Here is a 14,200-nt window from a genome sequence, read left to right as displayed (position 1 = left end):
GCCGTAGAGCAGCAGATGATCGAGGGACTCTCCACGCGCCTGCGCGGCCTGGATCGAGATCAGGAGCCCTTCCTTGACCTTGTCCTGCCCGATGTACTCGGACAGCCGCCGTGGCCGTAGGCTCGCTTCCAGGGGTTCGTCCTCGTCTCGGACCTTTCCCGACACCACGCGCGTGCTCATCGTCGCCCCTCGTGTGTCCATCGGCACCGCTGCCGGGAAGTATATCACGCCTTCCCGAACATCTGTGCTAGTTCTCGACCGACCGCGGCGGACGCTACGCCTTCGGTCCACCCTCCGGCAGCTCAGCCTCGTCGATCAGCATGATGGGGATGCCGTCCTCGATACGATAGCGCCGCCCGCAGGTGTCGCACACCAGACGATCACCTTCGAGGCGCACCGCCGTCTTGCACGCCGGGCAGGCCAGGATCTCCAGCAGGTCATCGCTGATTGGCTTTGCTCCGCTCGCCTCCACGGCTCCCGTCCTTTCCGCCCTCCGGCTCCGTCCCGGTCGAATCCATCTTACCAGGGGCCAACCCGATCTCCGCCATCGACCTGGCCACCGACGCGACGAGCCGGGCATCCGCCCCGACCCCCAGGTCCACCAGCGCCTGTGCCACCGCGCCCGCCAGGGGATCGGTCCTCGCCGGAGGCTCGGCCGCAGGCAGGTCGATCTGCTCCGTCTCCATGCCCCCGGGCGGGATCGGCACCGGCCTGCCGATCGCCGCCTCGATCGCGGCCGCGTACCCGCGCGCGGCAGCCGCTAGGCTGTGCTCCTGGGCGACGAATTCCCGAGCCAGACGCCCTACCCGCTCCCGCAGATCCGGCCGCTCCGCCAGGGATCGCAGCAACGCGAAGACCGTCTCCTCCTCCAGCACGTCCGGCGGAACTTTGACCACCGCGCCATCGGGGATCTCTGCGAACGACCCGCCGTCGGTCACGAGCACCGGCCGACCGGCGCCCATGGTGCGCAGCAGGCTGGCTGAGGTCTCGCCCGCGGTCGGCCAGCGGAGGTTGACGCAGACATCAGCAGCGGCGACGACCAGCCGCGCCGTCGCATCGTCCACGTACCCCAGGTGATCCGACGCCTGCTCCAACCCGAACATGCCAATCAGCCGCTCCAGCGGCACCATGTGCGACACGTTGCCGGCCAGCACCAGCCGCGCCGGTACGAATTCCCGCAGACGCCGGACGGCCTGCATCACCACATCGAGCCGCTTGTACGGGTTAATGAAGGTCACCGAGGCGACGACGAACTGGTCCTCCGGCAACGACAGCCGCCTCCGTGCCTCCTCACGTGGGATCTCCGGCGGGAGCGGCACGCCCATCGGGATGCGCAGCACCTGCGCATCCGGGCACCAGCCGAGCACCTGCTGCCGGCTGTACTCGCTGTGCACCGCGACCACCCGCGACGCCTCGATCAACTCCTCCGATAGCGGGAACTGGAACAGCGCCGAGGGCATCTGCCCCCGCAGCACCCGCGTCGCGGCCTCCCACCCGGCGCGGCCGTAGCGCCGCTCCATCTCCGCCCGGTAGCGCGGCGCCCCCCGGCCACGCAGGAGCATCCCGACCCGCAGGTGGTGAAGCACCGTATCGTGCAGGACCAGCACGCCCGGGACCTCGCGCGCGAGGTCGTACATGTAGGCGTGGTAGGGGTTGTTCCCCATCTGGTAGATGACGGCGTCGTACGGCCGCGCACGGTGCGCCGCGCGGAATTCGCGCGCCATCCGGACCCGCAGGGTGTCCGACTCCCGGAGATGCGTCGGGCGGTAGCCGTCGACGTACACGTCGATCTGCCAGGCGCGCGCCAGCACCGGCAGCAGGTCTTCGCTGTACTGCGAAATGCCCGACTCGACCGGTCGGAGCGGGGTGAACCAGGCAAGGCGCAGCGCGGAATCAGCCATGTCCCAGGAGCCTCGCCACCACGCGGTCCCAGCGGAGCCCCGCCACCCGCTCCCGGCCCGCCGCGCCGAGCCGCCGCGCCAGCGCCTCGTCCGCCATCAGTCGAGACAACGCCGGCGCGATCGCGCATGGCTCCGCTTTGACGCTCACCAGCCCGGTCACGCCGTCCTCGACGAACTCCAGCACACCGCCCGCGTCCGCCACCGTCACCACCGGCTTGCCGGCCGTCAGCGCCTCAACCGCCGCCAGACCGAAGTCCTCGTCCACCGGGCTGTAGAAGACCGCCCGCGCCTCGTTGTACAGCCGGACCAGCTCCGCGTCGCTCACGCGTCCGGTGAACCTGACCCGCTCGCTCAGCCCGAGGCTCGCCGCACGTTCCCTGAGCGACCCGGCCTCCGGACCATCCCCGGCGATTACCGCGCGAAAGTCCCCGCCCGCCTCCGCCATCGCCTCCAGCAGCAACTCGACCCGCTTGGCCCGGTCCAGCCGCGAAACGCTGAGGATGTAGTCGCCATACGCAACCGGCTCCAGACCCTCAAGGCGAATCGGCACGTGGAGCGGCTCCGCCTCCAGCCCGACCGAGCGCTTCAGGCGTGCGGCGACGTTCCCCGAAATCGCGAAGCGGGCCACGCACTCCCCCAGCCCCCGTCGGTCGATCTCGGCGATCCGGCGCCGTATCGCGACATCCTCGGCGCTGTTCGTGAAATCGCTGAGCGGGGTGCCGAACCAGTCGTACGCCTGCCGGTGCTGGTGGACGACCCAGGCGATCTTGCGCGGGTGCCGCACCGCCCAAGTCGGGAACTTGGTGCAGATCACCGCGTCCACCGGCATACCGTTCGCTTCGGTGAGGTCCAACAGTCGCCAGGCCAGCGCCGACTTGAGGATCTCCTCCTTGGGGTACCACTTGAAAGGAAGCGCCACGACATCCACCCGATGCCCGGCTGCGATCAGGGCCTCGCGGAGACCGTCGACCAGCACCTCCGCCCCTCCGCGGACGAACGGCACCTGTGTGGCACAGATGATCACGTTCATCGCTCGCGCGGCTCCTCGCCCTCACGCGCTTCCAGCCGTCGCAGGAGCTCCTGCTGGCGGGCGTCGAGCGTGGAGAGCGCCCGGACCACGGCGTCGTTGAAGGCGTTCTGCTGCTCCACGATGGGGTTGATGTACCAGCGCAGGCACAGCCGCATAGCCCGCTTCGCCAGCGCGATCCAGCGGCCCACGATCGGCGTCTCCCAGGTCACGGGCAGGTGCGCCGAGATCCGCGCCAGATCGGCCGCCTCGGTCACGGGCGACCCCTTCCCCAACGGCGGGACGTCGGCGGCACTCAGGTAACCCGAACGTCGTCGCACCTCGCTGCGGATCGCCTCGATGGCCGCAGCCACCTCGTCGACCTCTTCGCGCGTTACATCGGGCGTCGTCATCTCCCCTCCCCGCTCCTGGCCGCGACCGGCTCGGCCGTCGTGCCCAGCACCCGCGCGTACACCTCCCGGATGCGCTGATACCACGCGGCCTCGTCGACCACCTTCTCCCGGCCCGCCGCGCCGAGCCGCGCCGCCAGCGCCGGGTCGGCCGTCAGCCACCGAATCGCATCCGCCAGCGCGGCCACATCCCCGAAGGGTACCAGCAGACCATCCCGCTCGTGGGCCACGACCGCCGGAATGGCCCCCGCCCGCGCGCCGATCACCGGCTTCCCATTGGCCCACGCCTCCAGGAACACGATCCCGAAGGATTCGGTCCGGGACGGCAGCGCCACCACATCCGCCGCAGCCAGCAGGTCGCGCTTGTCCTCATCTGAGACGAACCCCAACACGTGCAGGTTGCGGCGCGCCGCCGCGGGCAACTCCGCGACGAACCGTTCGAACTCGCTCATGACCGGACCGGCGAACACGACCGCCACCGGCCAGCCCGCGCGATCCAGCGCCCCCGCCGCCTCGGCCAGGTGGAACGATCCCTTGTCGAACGCCGCGGCCCCCAGCGCCAGCACCATGGGACAGTCGATGCCCAGCCGCTGCCGCGCCCGGGCCGCGTCCCCTCCGGTCACCGCCGCCACGTCCAGCCCAGCCCCGACGACGTGGACACGGTCCGACGCGACGCCACGGCCGATGAGATAGTCGGCCTCAATCGTGGTCAGCGCCATCACGCCGTCCGCCCGACGCAGCAACGCCATCTGGTGCGGCATCGTGTAGTACCGCCGGACCCGTGACGAAGGCCCCTCCCCCAGGTGCACGAACGGCGTCACCAGATGCGGCGCATCGACCGTCCTCGCCAGCCGCTCCGCACCCGCGATCATCGACTCGAAGGCGACGTTCGCCGAGTGCACCACATCCGGTCGCCAGGACCGATCAGGCAGCCACTCCGACACCGGCGGCAGCCACGGCCCGAACCGACCCGCCGCGTGGAGGAGCCGCACCTGTCCCGGGAACCGCCAGCGCGCCGACTCGGCCATCAGCCGCCGGATCGCGCGGTGGGTAAGCCGCGGCACCGGGAGATGCCGCAACGGCAGGCGCCGAATCCGCACGCCGGCGTGGCAGTCCTCCACCTCCTCGACGCGTCGCTTCGTAGGATCCCAGAAATACTCCAGATCCCACGCGTCGGTCGTCAGAACCTGAACCTTGGCGCCGTCCGCGGCGAAACGCTCCGAGAATGCCTGGAAATACCGCTCGGAGCCGCCCTGGAATGGGTAGTAGCGTTGGATCACGTGCAGGAGACGCATCGACGACCGACCTACGACGCCCGGTCGAGGGCATCGAGTTGCTCCTTGGCCCGCTGCGCGTAGACCGATTCGGGCGCCACCTCGATCACGCGCTCATACTGCGCGCGGGCATCGCTCTCGCGCGGCGGGTCGCTCTCCTGGTAGAGCTGGCCGAGGAAGAAGATCGGCTCCGGGTTCGTCGGCGCCAGTTCGATCGCCTTTTTGAACTGGATCTCCGCGTCGAGGCGATACCCTCCCTGCATGAGCGTCCGACCGAAGGCCACCCGCAGCCCCACGTCGTCGGGCCGGGCCTGGACCGCCTTCTCATACCACTGAACCGCCTCCGACGCCCGGCCGGTGTTGGCCAGCAAGTCCGCCAGGACCAGCATCGCGTTCACGTCGTCGGGATTCTCCTGGAGGCGAGCCCGCATCTCCGCCTCCTGCGACCCGGGCGTCACGGCGATCTGTGGCTGGAGAAACACGTCGTCGGAGCCGCGCGAGGAAAACAGATCCAGCAGCACCACCTCGATCAGGCCGATGACCAGCACGGCACTGACCACGACCGCAAGGATCACGAAGAGGCGGGAATGACGGCGGCGTGGCGCGGGAGCGTACTCCCCTCGATCGTCGACCGGATGTCGGCCTCGATTACGTGTCCGTGAGGTCATCGATGCCCTGCCTCCATCTGCCCGGCACCCGCGGCCGGCCCGCTCCCGCTCATCGTTCCGCGGTTCGCCCGTAAGAATACGAACCCGCGCCACACGCCGCCAGCGGTCGCGCGCCTCCCCCGCATGGCCCCGACTTGAAGCCTTTCCGTGTCATGTGCTATCCTAATACACGCCGCGAGGCACTTCGCCCACGCGGCAACAAGCGGAATATGCGCCCGTAGCTCAGTGGATAGAGCGTTTGGTTGCGGACCAAAAGGTCGGGGGTTCAAGTCCCTCCGGGCGTACCGCCCCGAAGTGCAGGGCCACACCAGCGCCCTGCACTCCTTGCGTTCGGGGCTTGACATGGAGAGGTGTCCGAGTGGTTGAAGGTGCCGCTCTCGAAAAGCGGTAGGGTGAATAGCCCTCGTGGGTTCGAATCCCACCCTCTCCGCCTCAAGGAAGGGTCGCATAGTCTGGCCGAGTGCGCGCGACTGGAAATCGCGTAGGCGTGATGAGCGCCTCGAGGGTTCGAATCCCTCCCCTTCCGCCAGAAAACCGCTTGTAGACGCGAAACTCGGGGGTCATTACACGGGGATGAGTTCCCGTCGATGACCCCTGATTTGTCTCCTCTCTGGTCCCCTGTTTGGCTACACCTGGCTACATCGTCTCACGCTCATGACCTCCCTTGTGGAAGGGGGCGTTTCTCACCTTCCCCATGCCCCCCTCTCGGCGCGTCCATCCCACTGAGTCAGGCTCAACGGACCGTAACCCCGTTCTGAGGGTGTTGACACACGGCTCTCTGGGGGCACAGGCCGTGCTCGCCAAGGTCGTATCCATTGGCTCAGCGGAGCCAGAGCAGCGGATTCTTGGAAGTCCGGCCGGACTTGTTCGTACACGGACCGGTGGCCAGCACCGGGGCGCGACCTGTCACGGCGCGACCCCAGGCCGGTGCGCCGTTCCTTCGACCTGCCCGATGTCCACGGCCGGGAGACAACCCAACCATGGGACCACGCCTCCGTTTCGTTGCGGTCATCATCCTCGTGGCGGTCCTACTCCGACCGGGGCCGAGCGCCAAGGCGGCGGTCGGAATCCCCTTCGGCGCCGACCTGATCGCACCCGGTTCCAACCGATGGGACGACGTTGAACGCGACCTCTTTCGGCGGATGCGCGGGAACATCGCGCGGTTTCGGATCCCGGTAGGATTCGGCGGCTCCCCAGAGCAGATCGAGGAGCTCATCGACGACGGAGCGCGCACCGTGATCCTGACGACCGAGGACTGCGACTTCGCGCCGGATCGCACGCGGGCCGACCTCGTCGGACGCGGGTTCTACAGTGTCGTCGAGCGGCACCCCGAGGTGCAGTTCTTCATCGAGGTCAGCAACGAGACGAACATCTGCGGGATGGACCCGTACCGCGCGCGGGACTGGATGCTAGAAACGCGCGAGGCGCTGCGCGATCTCGATCGGCCAAACTTCGGCTGGATGGCCTCGATGCCGACATCGCTGCGCGACGCCGAGATCATCCTGTCACGCCAGGGCGACGGCGCCGTCGGGGATGTCTACGACGCCATCGCGGTGCACCAGTACGGTGACTACAACGTCTGGCCGATCGAGGATCACTACGAGTGGCAGGAGGTCACCAACCTGGTGCTCACCCAGACGTCGTTGCCGGTGTACGTCACCGAGATCGGGATCAACGATCCGGCGACACCTAAGGACGAGAAAGCCCGCCGCATCCTCGACGCCGTAGCGCAGATGCCGGACCGAATCAAGGGGGTGATGGTGTTCGCCATCTCCGACCCGCAAGACAACCGATGGCCACAGTACTTCATCGACGGCGCCATGGCGGACGCGTTCGCCGCCCGCCCCGATGTTCCGGCAGACGGCTCCAAGCGGCCCTTGCCTGAACTCAGGGGCTCGCCACCCGTTCAACGCTCTCCGAGAAGGCCAGGAAGCCGTGGGGGGCGCCGGGTTGGTGGCGCGGCGGAGGCAGCGGAGGCGGAACGCACGTCCAGCCGGCGACGCTCTCAGCGGGAGCGAGCACGCAACTAACCTCAGCGCCGGTTGAGCGCCTGAAGCGCCTGATCGACGAAGAGCCTGTGCCTCGTCCGCATCGTCTGCTCGGTCTGCGGGTCCAGGCCCCACTCCGACAGCTTACCGGCGGGACGGAGGGCCGCGACGAGATCCCAGTACGGCAGGTGGGACACGTCGATGTGGGGCATCAACTCCCGGTATCGCCGGGTGAAGGCGTGCATCGCGTCGGGGCCGTACGCCCACAGGATCTCCAGCCGTGCATTGCCGAGGTCGGCCAGCGGATCGCCGAGCGCGGCATCTTCCCAGTCCACCACGGCTACGAGCCGGCCATCGCGCCACAGCGTGTTGCCGGGCCAGTAGTCCCCGTGTAGGAGCACCGGTCGGTTCCGCCGCGGCAGGGGCCAGATGGGTTCCAGCACTTCACGGATCCTCGGTTCGTCCAGGGAGTCATCGAGCGTGGCCGGCCGTAGTGTGAGCACCTCGGCGTAGACCACCTCCTGACGGGGAAGGAATGAGAGATCGGCCGCCGCGAGGTCCACGGAGTGGATCTTGGCGAGCGTTTCAGCCAGTTGCGGGAGACCGCGGTCCAGATCCGACGAGGTCAGCCCGTTCTGCCCATCGACATACGCGATGACGATGAGCGGCGTTCCCAGGATCGCGCCGGTCCGGTCGAGGTAGTGGGGTTCGGGCGCAGGCACGCCTGCCGCTCGCACAACCTGGAGGACGCGGAACTCGTGGGCCGCCACATCGGGGTTGCGTTGGAGATCCCGGTCGCCGTACTCCCGCACGACGAGGCGATGGTGACGCCCGTCCGGGTAGCGCACCCCTACTACCGTCACGCGCGAGGACACGCCACCCGGCAGCGCCGCCACGTCACACAGCGTGGCGCCCGGCGCGGCGCGCTCCACCAAGCGGGAATAGCGATCGCGTTCGCCCCCATGACGCATGGCGCAAGCATATCGTAAAATCCCTAACGGCGGCCGGCACGCTCGGGTTCTGCTGACCGCGCACGGGACCACCCTGATCCGTGCCCACCCGAGGCCCGACCGGGCCAGATGGCCTCGTCCGTGCGTTCCACGCGTTATGTCGATCCCAGGTCGGCTCCGGCCGCATCTCGGCTGCCACTGTTGACGGCCGTGCAGCGAGCCTCCGTGCGTCCGTCTGACGAGCACGACACCCAGGTGTAGCGGGTGTCCCGCGACTGGTTCGAGCGTACCCGGCAGAGGTTAGCCGCAGGTGCTGGAGGTGACGATGCCCGAGGAGTTTCGCGTGCTGGCGCCCCTCGTCGTCGCCGCGCTCGGGACGGCCGCGGTCGCTGTTCTTGGCGCTGTCCGCCCGAGGCTCGCGCCGCCCCTCGCGGTGGCGACCGCAGCCCTGGCGCTGTCGGCCACGCTCCTGATGCCCGCCGGAGGGCAGGTCGACCTCCCCTGGGCACCGACCTGGGGCCTCCGCCTCACCTTCGCGGCCGACGGCCTGGCCCGACTCTACGCCCTGCTGGCAACCGGGGTGGGTCTTGCCGTGCTGACCTATGCGGCAGGTTACATGCCCCTGCATGCGGCCCACGAGGGTTACCCGCTGTCCCGTACCGTCCGGCTCTACAGCCTCATCCTTCTCTTCATGACCGCCATGCTGGGCCTCGTCCTGGCCCAGGATCTCATCGTCTTGATCATCTTCTGGGATCTGACTGCCATCACGTCGTACTACCTGATCGGATACGAGCGGGAACAGGAAGCCTCGCGACGGGCCGCGTTGACGGCGCTGCTGGTGACCGGGATCAGCGCGATCCTGCTCATTCTGGCCGGGGTGCTGCTCTACACGCGCTTCGGCACCGCGCAGCTCCCGGACATCCTGGCGCAAGTCCAGGCAGGGCCGTTCGTGACCGCGACCGGTGCGCTGATCGCCGTCGCAGCGCTCGCGAAGAGCGCCCAGGTTCCACTCCACTTCTGGCTCCCGCAGGCGATGGTCGCGCCGACGCCCGTCTCGGCCTACCTCCACTCGGCGGCCATGGTCGCGGCGGGCGTCTTCCTGCTCGGCCGGGTCCACCCCCTCCTGGCCCTGAGCCCCGGCCTGCAGAACGTGCTCCTGGCCGGTGGCTTCGCCTCGATGGCGATCGGTGGCGTGCTGGCGCTGGCGCAGCGGGAAATCAAACGGTTGCTGGCCTACTCGACCATCGCGCAGTACGGGTACGTAGTGGTGATGCTGAGCCTCGGCGCGGTGGAAGGGGCGGCCTACTATATCCTCGCCCATGCCCTTATCAAGAGCGCACTCTTTATGAGCGCCGGCGCTGTGACCGAGGCGACCGGGGAGACGGATCTCGACCGGCTCGGCGGCCTCGCACGGCCGCTCCCGCTGCTGGCCGTCGGGAGTGGACTGGCCGCAGCCGGGCTGGCCGCCCTGCCGCTCACGATGGGGTTCTTCAAGGATGAAGTCTTCTTCGCCGCGGCCTCGGAGCGCGGCGGACTGGTGTCCGTACTGGCCGTCGCGGGCGCGGTCCTGAGCTTTGCCTATACCTGGCGCTTCTGGGGCGGGATCTTCACCGGTCGGCTCCGGAGCCAGGTGCAGCGGATCCCCGCGACGCTCACGCTGCCGGTGCTCGTGCTCGGACTCCTGGTCATGCTGGGAGGGATCGTGCCGGATCCGGCAGCGAGCCTCGCCGCGGCAGCCGGGGAATCCATGGCCGAGCGAGCCACGCCGTTGGAGCTTGCCTATCACCTGGATCTGCACGCACCCACGTTGATGGCCGTCATCACCTGGGTGCTCGGGATCGTGGCAGTGCTCACCGCGCCTCGCTGGACGGCCGCTCCCCGAGTCGTAGCGCGCATCGGGGAACGGTACGGTCCTGACCGCGGCATGTTCATGGGGCTCGTCAGGCTGACGACGTTCTCGCGCCGGTCGCGCGCGTTCCTTGAGGTGCGCAACCTCCAGTGGCGGATCGCCACCGTTCTCGTCGCGGCCGCGCTGGTGGTTGGTGCCACCATCGTCCTCGCGCCGCCCTGGCCGACCTTCCGCGTCGGGCGACTCCCGACGAGCGACTGGCCGCTCTTCCTCTTCCTGCTGCTCGCGGCACTGTCCGCCCTCGTCGCGACGCGCAGCGCCGGTCGCCTGATCCTGGTCCTCGCCCTCTCCGCGGTGGGCTATTCGCTCGCGGCGGTCTTCACCTTCATCGGCGCACCGGACGTGGCGCTGGTAGCCCTGCTGATCGAGACGATGATGACGCTGTTGCTGCTGGCCGTGCTCGGGCTCCTCCCAATCGGGTTGGCCCGTGCTCCGGCCGAGCACGAGCCACACCCTGGGCGACGCCGCGCGGTGGGCTTCATCACCACCGCCTTCGTCTTCGTCATCTGCTGGGGTGTGCTGTCGTGGCCCGCACCCGACGCGGTCATGGCCCGCGCGCACCTGGAGCTGGCCCCGGCCGCGCACGCCGCGGACGTCGTCACCGCCATCCTCGCCGATTTTCGTGGGCTCGACACCCTCGGTGAGATCACCGTCATCGCCATCGCGCTCCTCGGCGCGCTGACCTTCTTCGTCTCGAGGAGATCGGCATGAGCATGAGCACCATCCTGACTCGCACCATCACCCGGTTGATCTTCCTCCCGACGCTCGTGACCGCGGTCGCCGTCCTGGTCAAGGGATACGCGGGCGCGGGCGACGGATTCAGCGCCGGGGTCATCGCGGGCACCGGGGTCGTCATCCAGTTCCTCGCCTTCGGCCCGCGCGAGCTGGTGGCGCGCTACCCGAGCCTGCGGCGGGCACCGCTCCTCGCCTGGAGCGGGCTCCTGCTCGGACTGGTCACTGCCTTCGCGCCGGTCATCTGGGGCGACCCGATCATGACCCTGTATCCACGACCGGGGGAAGACGTGCCGCACCTCGGCTTGCTTGCGTTCCACACCGCCGTCTTGTTCGACGCCGCGGTCTTCTTGCTCGTCTTTGGGTTCATCGTCTCGGTACTCGGGACCATCGGGAATCGCTATGGGAGCGAGGGAGCAGACTCGTGATTCTAGCTCTGGCGCTGGTGATATCCGTTCTCTTCGGCTGCGGTGCGTTCCTGCTGCTGAAGCGCGACCTGATCCGCATGGCAGGCGGCATCATTCTGATCTCGAACGCCGCGAACCTCTTCATCGTGTCGGCCGGGCTCAGCCGCGGCCGCGAGCCGATCTATCCGCTGCCTGCCGGTGAGCGGATCAGCGACCCGGTGGTGCAGGCACTGGTGCTCACCGCGATCGTGATCGGGTTCGGCACGGTGGCCGTTCTCCTGGGGATGATCTACCGGACATACACCGCGCGGCTCGCGAAGGCGGTGGATGAAGGCGATGAAACTGGGCGGACGCCGATGTCGATGCCGCCGGAAGACAGGGTGGCCGACTGATGCTGCTTCTCCTGCCACTGGCGATCACCTGGTTCGGGGCAGTGGCCCTGGCGCCGTTCGATGGCCGCCGGCGCGCCGTCGGCGTGGTGGCGGTGGGCGTCATGGTCGCCGCCTTCGTCGCGCTCGTCCGGTTGGGGATCACGGTGTGGACCTCGGGACCCGTCGAGATGGTCGCGGGTGACTGGCCGGCCGGGATCGGGATCCGCCTCCGCGCCGATGGGTTGGGAATCGCGTTCGCGCTGATCTCGCTCGGCGTGTTGCTGGCGGCGCTGGCCTATGAGGTCCTCGGTGGCGTCCACGAGCGGTCGCTCCCGAGCCTGGTTCTGTTCATGAGCACCGGCCTGACCGGCGTCTTCCTGACCGCGGACATCTTCAACTTCTACGTCTTCTTCGAGATCGCCATGACCGCGTCCTTCGTCCTCGCCACCTACGGCAAGCAAGTAGGGCACCTTCGGGCAGCGCTGACGTTCATGGTGGTCAACCTGCTCGGTTCCGTCGTCTTCCTGGCCGGGGTCGCGTCCCTCTACCACGTCACCGGCACGCTGGACATGGACGGCGTGGCCGAGCGGGTCAACGGGGCGCCGACCGCGTCGGTGCTGCTGATCGCTGTCCTCATCTTCGTGGCGTTCGGCCTGAAGCTGGGGCTGTTCCCGTTCCACTCCTGGGTGCCCCTCGTCTACCGCGACACCTGGCCCGCCGTGGCTGCCATGCTGAGCGCGGCCCTGGCGAACATCGGCAGCTACGGCCTGCTGCGCTTCGGTGCCGGCCTCATGCCGCGCGAGTTGAGCCTCACCGCGAGTGGGTTGATCGTGATCGGCAGCCTGGGCATCCTCTACGGCGCCATCCAGGCGGTCAGCCCACGGACCGCCGGCGAGGTCATCGCCTGGTCGTCGATCGGGCAGGTCGGCTATATCCTGGTCGCGCTCGGGATCGGCGGGCCGGTGGGGCTGACGGCCGCCGTCCTGTACTCGATCATCAACTCGCTCAACAAGCTCGTCCTCTTCCTCGCGGTCGGACTGCGCGGCTGGCTGGTGGGAGCCGCGTTCGCCCTCGCTGCTTTCAGCGTGGCCGGGGTGCCGCCCTCCGCCGGGTTCTTCGGCAAGGTCGCTATCTTCCGCGCCGGCGCGGATGCGGACCGCGTCCCGCTGCTCGTGCTCGTCGTCGTCGGCGGCGCGCTGTCGCTCATCTACCTGTTCCGCATCTACCAGCGCGACTACTGGGCGCGCAATCATGCCGCGCCGCCCAGCCCACTCGGCGCTCGGGTCTTGGTCCTGGTTCTGGCTTGCGGGATCGTCTTTATCGGCCTGTGGCCGGAGCCGCTACTGGCCCTCAGTGCCAACGCGGCCGCAGCACTGACGGGCGGTGGGTCATGAGCGTGTTCATCCTGCGCCTCGTGTTGCTGTGCGGGATCTACCTGCTCGCGTTGGGCCGCGTGAGCCTGGGCGACGTGGTCGTCGGGCTGATCATCTCGGCCACGCTGCTGCTGTTGCTCGACCACCGGGGCGAGCCGGTGCAGGATCCGCCTCTCCGCCGGCGGCTGGTCGCCTTCGTTCCGTTCTTCCTGGCTGCCTTCTGGGACATCGTCCTCCGGACCTGGGAGGTCGCGATGATCGTCCTCGGGCGCCGCCCCGCCGCGCCCGACTATCTGGAAGTGCCCATTGGCCCCCGCACGCGGATCGGGGTCGCCGTCACGGGGTTGCTGGTCACCCTGGCGCCGGGCTCGGTGCTGGTCGACGTCGACTGGGAGCGGGGCACGATGCTGTTCCACGTGTTCGACGCATCCGACCCGGATGCCTTCCGCTCGTCCGTCACACGGTTCTACGAGCGCTACCAACGCTGGGTCTTCCCGTGACGCCGGGGATCAGGAGAGAGGGACTGCCATGCATGTGATGGTTTTCTACATCGCGACGCTGTGGCTGGCGCTGCTCATCGCCGTGGGCGTCGCCCTCACGCTGCGTGCCCGAACGATCCTGCTCCGCGTCCTGGGGTTAGAGATCGTCACCACGATGCTGGTGGGCCTGCTCGCCCTCTTCGCCGGTGGCCGCGATTCACCGCACTACCTTGACGCGGCGCTGGTCCTGGCGCTACTCGCGTTCGTCGGCACGCTGGCGGCGGCACGCTTCGACGCGGAGGGACGGATCTTCTGATGCTCGAGGCGGTGGTTCCCTGGGTGGCTGACGCTCTCGTGCTGCTCGGCCTGCTCATCCTCACGCTCGCCGTCTGGGGCGTGTTGCGGATGGATAATGTCTATGCCAGCCTCCACGCTGCCAGCAAGACGACCGCACTCGGGCTCGGCCCGCTGCTGATTGCCGCCGGGCTCGAGAACGGGACGATCCTGCTGCGCGGTCTGCTGGTGTTGGGGTTTCTTCTCCTGACGGCCCCAGTCGCCGCCGCAGCCATCGCCCGCGCCTACTGGCGAAAGTACGACCAAACGACCCGGCCGAGCAATAGGCAGCCCGAAGCGAGCGTCGATGCGTCAGCCACCGCCGACCAGCATGTCGCAAGTCCCGACTAGCCGAACCGGGTGCGCCGCGGGCGCCGCGGCACACCCGGCGTGTCGAGC

15 protein-coding genes, 3 tRNA genes and 1 pseudogene are annotated in these 14,200 nt (G+C 68.7%); 11 read left to right on the top strand and 8 right to left on the bottom strand.

What is annotated here, in order from left to right; translation table 11 throughout:
- The 7 genes and pseudogenes from IRZ30_RS03720 to IRZ30_RS03690 all read right to left on the bottom strand — a co-directional run.
- Positions 1 to 180: pseudogene (locus IRZ30_RS03720) on the bottom strand (Holliday junction branch migration DNA helicase RuvB); the annotation flags it as partial.
- A gap of 94 nt (positions 181 to 274) precedes the next feature.
- Entirely contained in the window at positions 275 to 472 is a 198-nt protein-coding gene (locus IRZ30_RS03715; protein ID WP_294083067.1) for a Trm112 family protein, read from the bottom strand.
- Positions 438 to 1,901 (bottom strand): glycosyltransferase family 4 protein, encoded by a 1,464-nt coding sequence (locus IRZ30_RS03710; protein ID WP_294083065.1) that lies wholly within the window; start codon positions 1,899 to 1,901, stop codon positions 438 to 440. The genes IRZ30_RS03715 and IRZ30_RS03710 overlap by 35 nt, the downstream gene beginning before the upstream one ends.
- Complete coding sequence (locus tag IRZ30_RS03705) at positions 1,894 to 2,931, bottom strand: glycosyltransferase family 4 protein (RefSeq protein ID WP_294083062.1); 1,038 nt, start codon at positions 2,929 to 2,931, stop codon at positions 1,894 to 1,896. The genes IRZ30_RS03710 and IRZ30_RS03705 overlap by 8 nt, the downstream gene beginning before the upstream one ends.
- The gene (locus tag IRZ30_RS03700; protein ID WP_294083061.1) at positions 2,928 to 3,320 is read right to left on the bottom strand and encodes a hypothetical protein; all 393 of its coding nucleotides are present in this window, start codon (positions 3,318 to 3,320) and stop codon (positions 2,928 to 2,930) included. The genes IRZ30_RS03705 and IRZ30_RS03700 overlap by 4 nt, the downstream gene beginning before the upstream one ends.
- Positions 3,317 to 4,612: a glycosyltransferase family 4 protein gene (locus IRZ30_RS03695; RefSeq protein WP_294083059.1), complete on the bottom strand. Its 1,296-nt coding sequence runs from the start codon at positions 4,610 to 4,612 to the stop codon at positions 3,317 to 3,319. The genes IRZ30_RS03700 and IRZ30_RS03695 overlap by 4 nt, the downstream gene beginning before the upstream one ends.
- Positions 4,613 to 4,623: 11 nt before the next feature.
- A complete protein-coding gene (locus tag IRZ30_RS03690; RefSeq protein WP_294083057.1) occupies positions 4,624 to 5,259 on the bottom strand; it encodes a tetratricopeptide repeat protein in 636 nt (211 codons plus the stop codon).
- A gap of 211 nt (positions 5,260 to 5,470) precedes the next feature.
- On the opposite strand from IRZ30_RS03690, the gene IRZ30_RS03685 reads away from it, so the two are divergent.
- The 4 genes from IRZ30_RS03685 (at position 5,471) to IRZ30_RS03670 (ending at position 7,289) form a co-directional block, all read left to right on the top strand.
- Positions 5,471 to 5,543: transfer RNA gene (locus IRZ30_RS03685), tRNA-Arg, on the top strand.
- Positions 5,544 to 5,603: 60 nt separating this feature from the next.
- A tRNA-Ser gene (locus IRZ30_RS03680) sits at positions 5,604 to 5,689 on the top strand.
- Between the two features lie 6 nt (positions 5,690 to 5,695).
- Positions 5,696 to 5,788: transfer RNA gene (locus IRZ30_RS03675), tRNA-Ser, on the top strand.
- Positions 5,789 to 6,239: 451 nt separating this feature from the next.
- Positions 6,240 to 7,289: a hypothetical protein gene (locus IRZ30_RS03670; RefSeq protein WP_294083055.1), complete on the top strand. Its 1,050-nt coding sequence runs from the start codon at positions 6,240 to 6,242 to the stop codon at positions 7,287 to 7,289.
- Positions 7,290 to 7,291: 2 nt separating this feature from the next.
- Here the strand turns inward: IRZ30_RS03670 and IRZ30_RS03665 are convergent, their stop codons facing one another.
- The gene (locus tag IRZ30_RS03665; protein ID WP_294083053.1) at positions 7,292 to 8,218 is read right to left on the bottom strand and encodes a phosphotransferase family protein; all 927 of its coding nucleotides are present in this window, start codon (positions 8,216 to 8,218) and stop codon (positions 7,292 to 7,294) included.
- A gap of 304 nt (positions 8,219 to 8,522) precedes the next feature.
- Here IRZ30_RS03665 and mbhE point away from each other — a divergent pair, with 304 nt between their 5' ends.
- From mbhE to IRZ30_RS03630, 7 genes are read left to right on the top strand one after another with little or no spacing between them, the layout of a single operon-like run.
- Positions 8,523 to 10,817 carry a hydrogen gas-evolving membrane-bound hydrogenase subunit E gene (mbhE, locus tag IRZ30_RS03660; protein ID WP_294083051.1) on the top strand — a complete coding sequence of 765 codons (2,295 nt, stop codon included), beginning with the start codon at positions 8,523 to 8,525 and terminating at the stop codon, positions 10,815 to 10,817.
- The gene (locus tag IRZ30_RS03655; RefSeq protein WP_294083049.1) at positions 10,814 to 11,266 is read left to right on the top strand and encodes an MnhB domain-containing protein; all 453 of its coding nucleotides are present in this window, start codon (positions 10,814 to 10,816) and stop codon (positions 11,264 to 11,266) included. Before mbhE ends, IRZ30_RS03655 begins: the two co-directional genes overlap by 4 nt.
- Entirely contained in the window at positions 11,263 to 11,637 is a 375-nt protein-coding gene (locus tag IRZ30_RS03650; protein ID WP_294083047.1) for a sodium:proton antiporter, read from the top strand. Before IRZ30_RS03655 ends, IRZ30_RS03650 begins: the two co-directional genes overlap by 4 nt.
- Positions 11,637 to 13,010, top strand: a complete 1,374-nt coding sequence (locus IRZ30_RS03645) for a proton-conducting transporter membrane subunit (protein ID WP_294083045.1) — start codon at positions 11,637 to 11,639, stop codon at positions 13,008 to 13,010. The genes IRZ30_RS03650 and IRZ30_RS03645 overlap by 1 nt, the downstream gene beginning before the upstream one ends.
- Positions 13,007 to 13,489: a Na+/H+ antiporter subunit E gene (locus IRZ30_RS03640; protein WP_294083043.1), complete on the top strand. Its 483-nt coding sequence runs from the start codon at positions 13,007 to 13,009 to the stop codon at positions 13,487 to 13,489. The genes IRZ30_RS03645 and IRZ30_RS03640 overlap by 4 nt, the downstream gene beginning before the upstream one ends.
- 28 nt (positions 13,490 to 13,517) lie before the next feature.
- Positions 13,518 to 13,784: a monovalent cation/H+ antiporter complex subunit F gene (locus tag IRZ30_RS03635; protein WP_294083040.1), complete on the top strand. Its 267-nt coding sequence runs from the start codon at positions 13,518 to 13,520 to the stop codon at positions 13,782 to 13,784.
- A complete protein-coding gene (locus IRZ30_RS03630) occupies positions 13,784 to 14,152 on the top strand; it encodes a monovalent cation/H(+) antiporter subunit G (RefSeq protein ID WP_294083038.1) in 369 nt (122 codons plus the stop codon). The genes IRZ30_RS03635 and IRZ30_RS03630 overlap by 1 nt, the downstream gene beginning before the upstream one ends.
- Positions 14,153 to 14,200 lie beyond the last annotated feature (48 nt).

The organism is Sphaerobacter sp., assembly GCF_019683595.1.
GTDB lineage: Bacteria > Chloroflexota > Chloroflexia > Thermomicrobiales > Thermomicrobiaceae > Sphaerobacter.
This window is presented reverse-complemented; position numbering and strand designations above follow the sequence as displayed.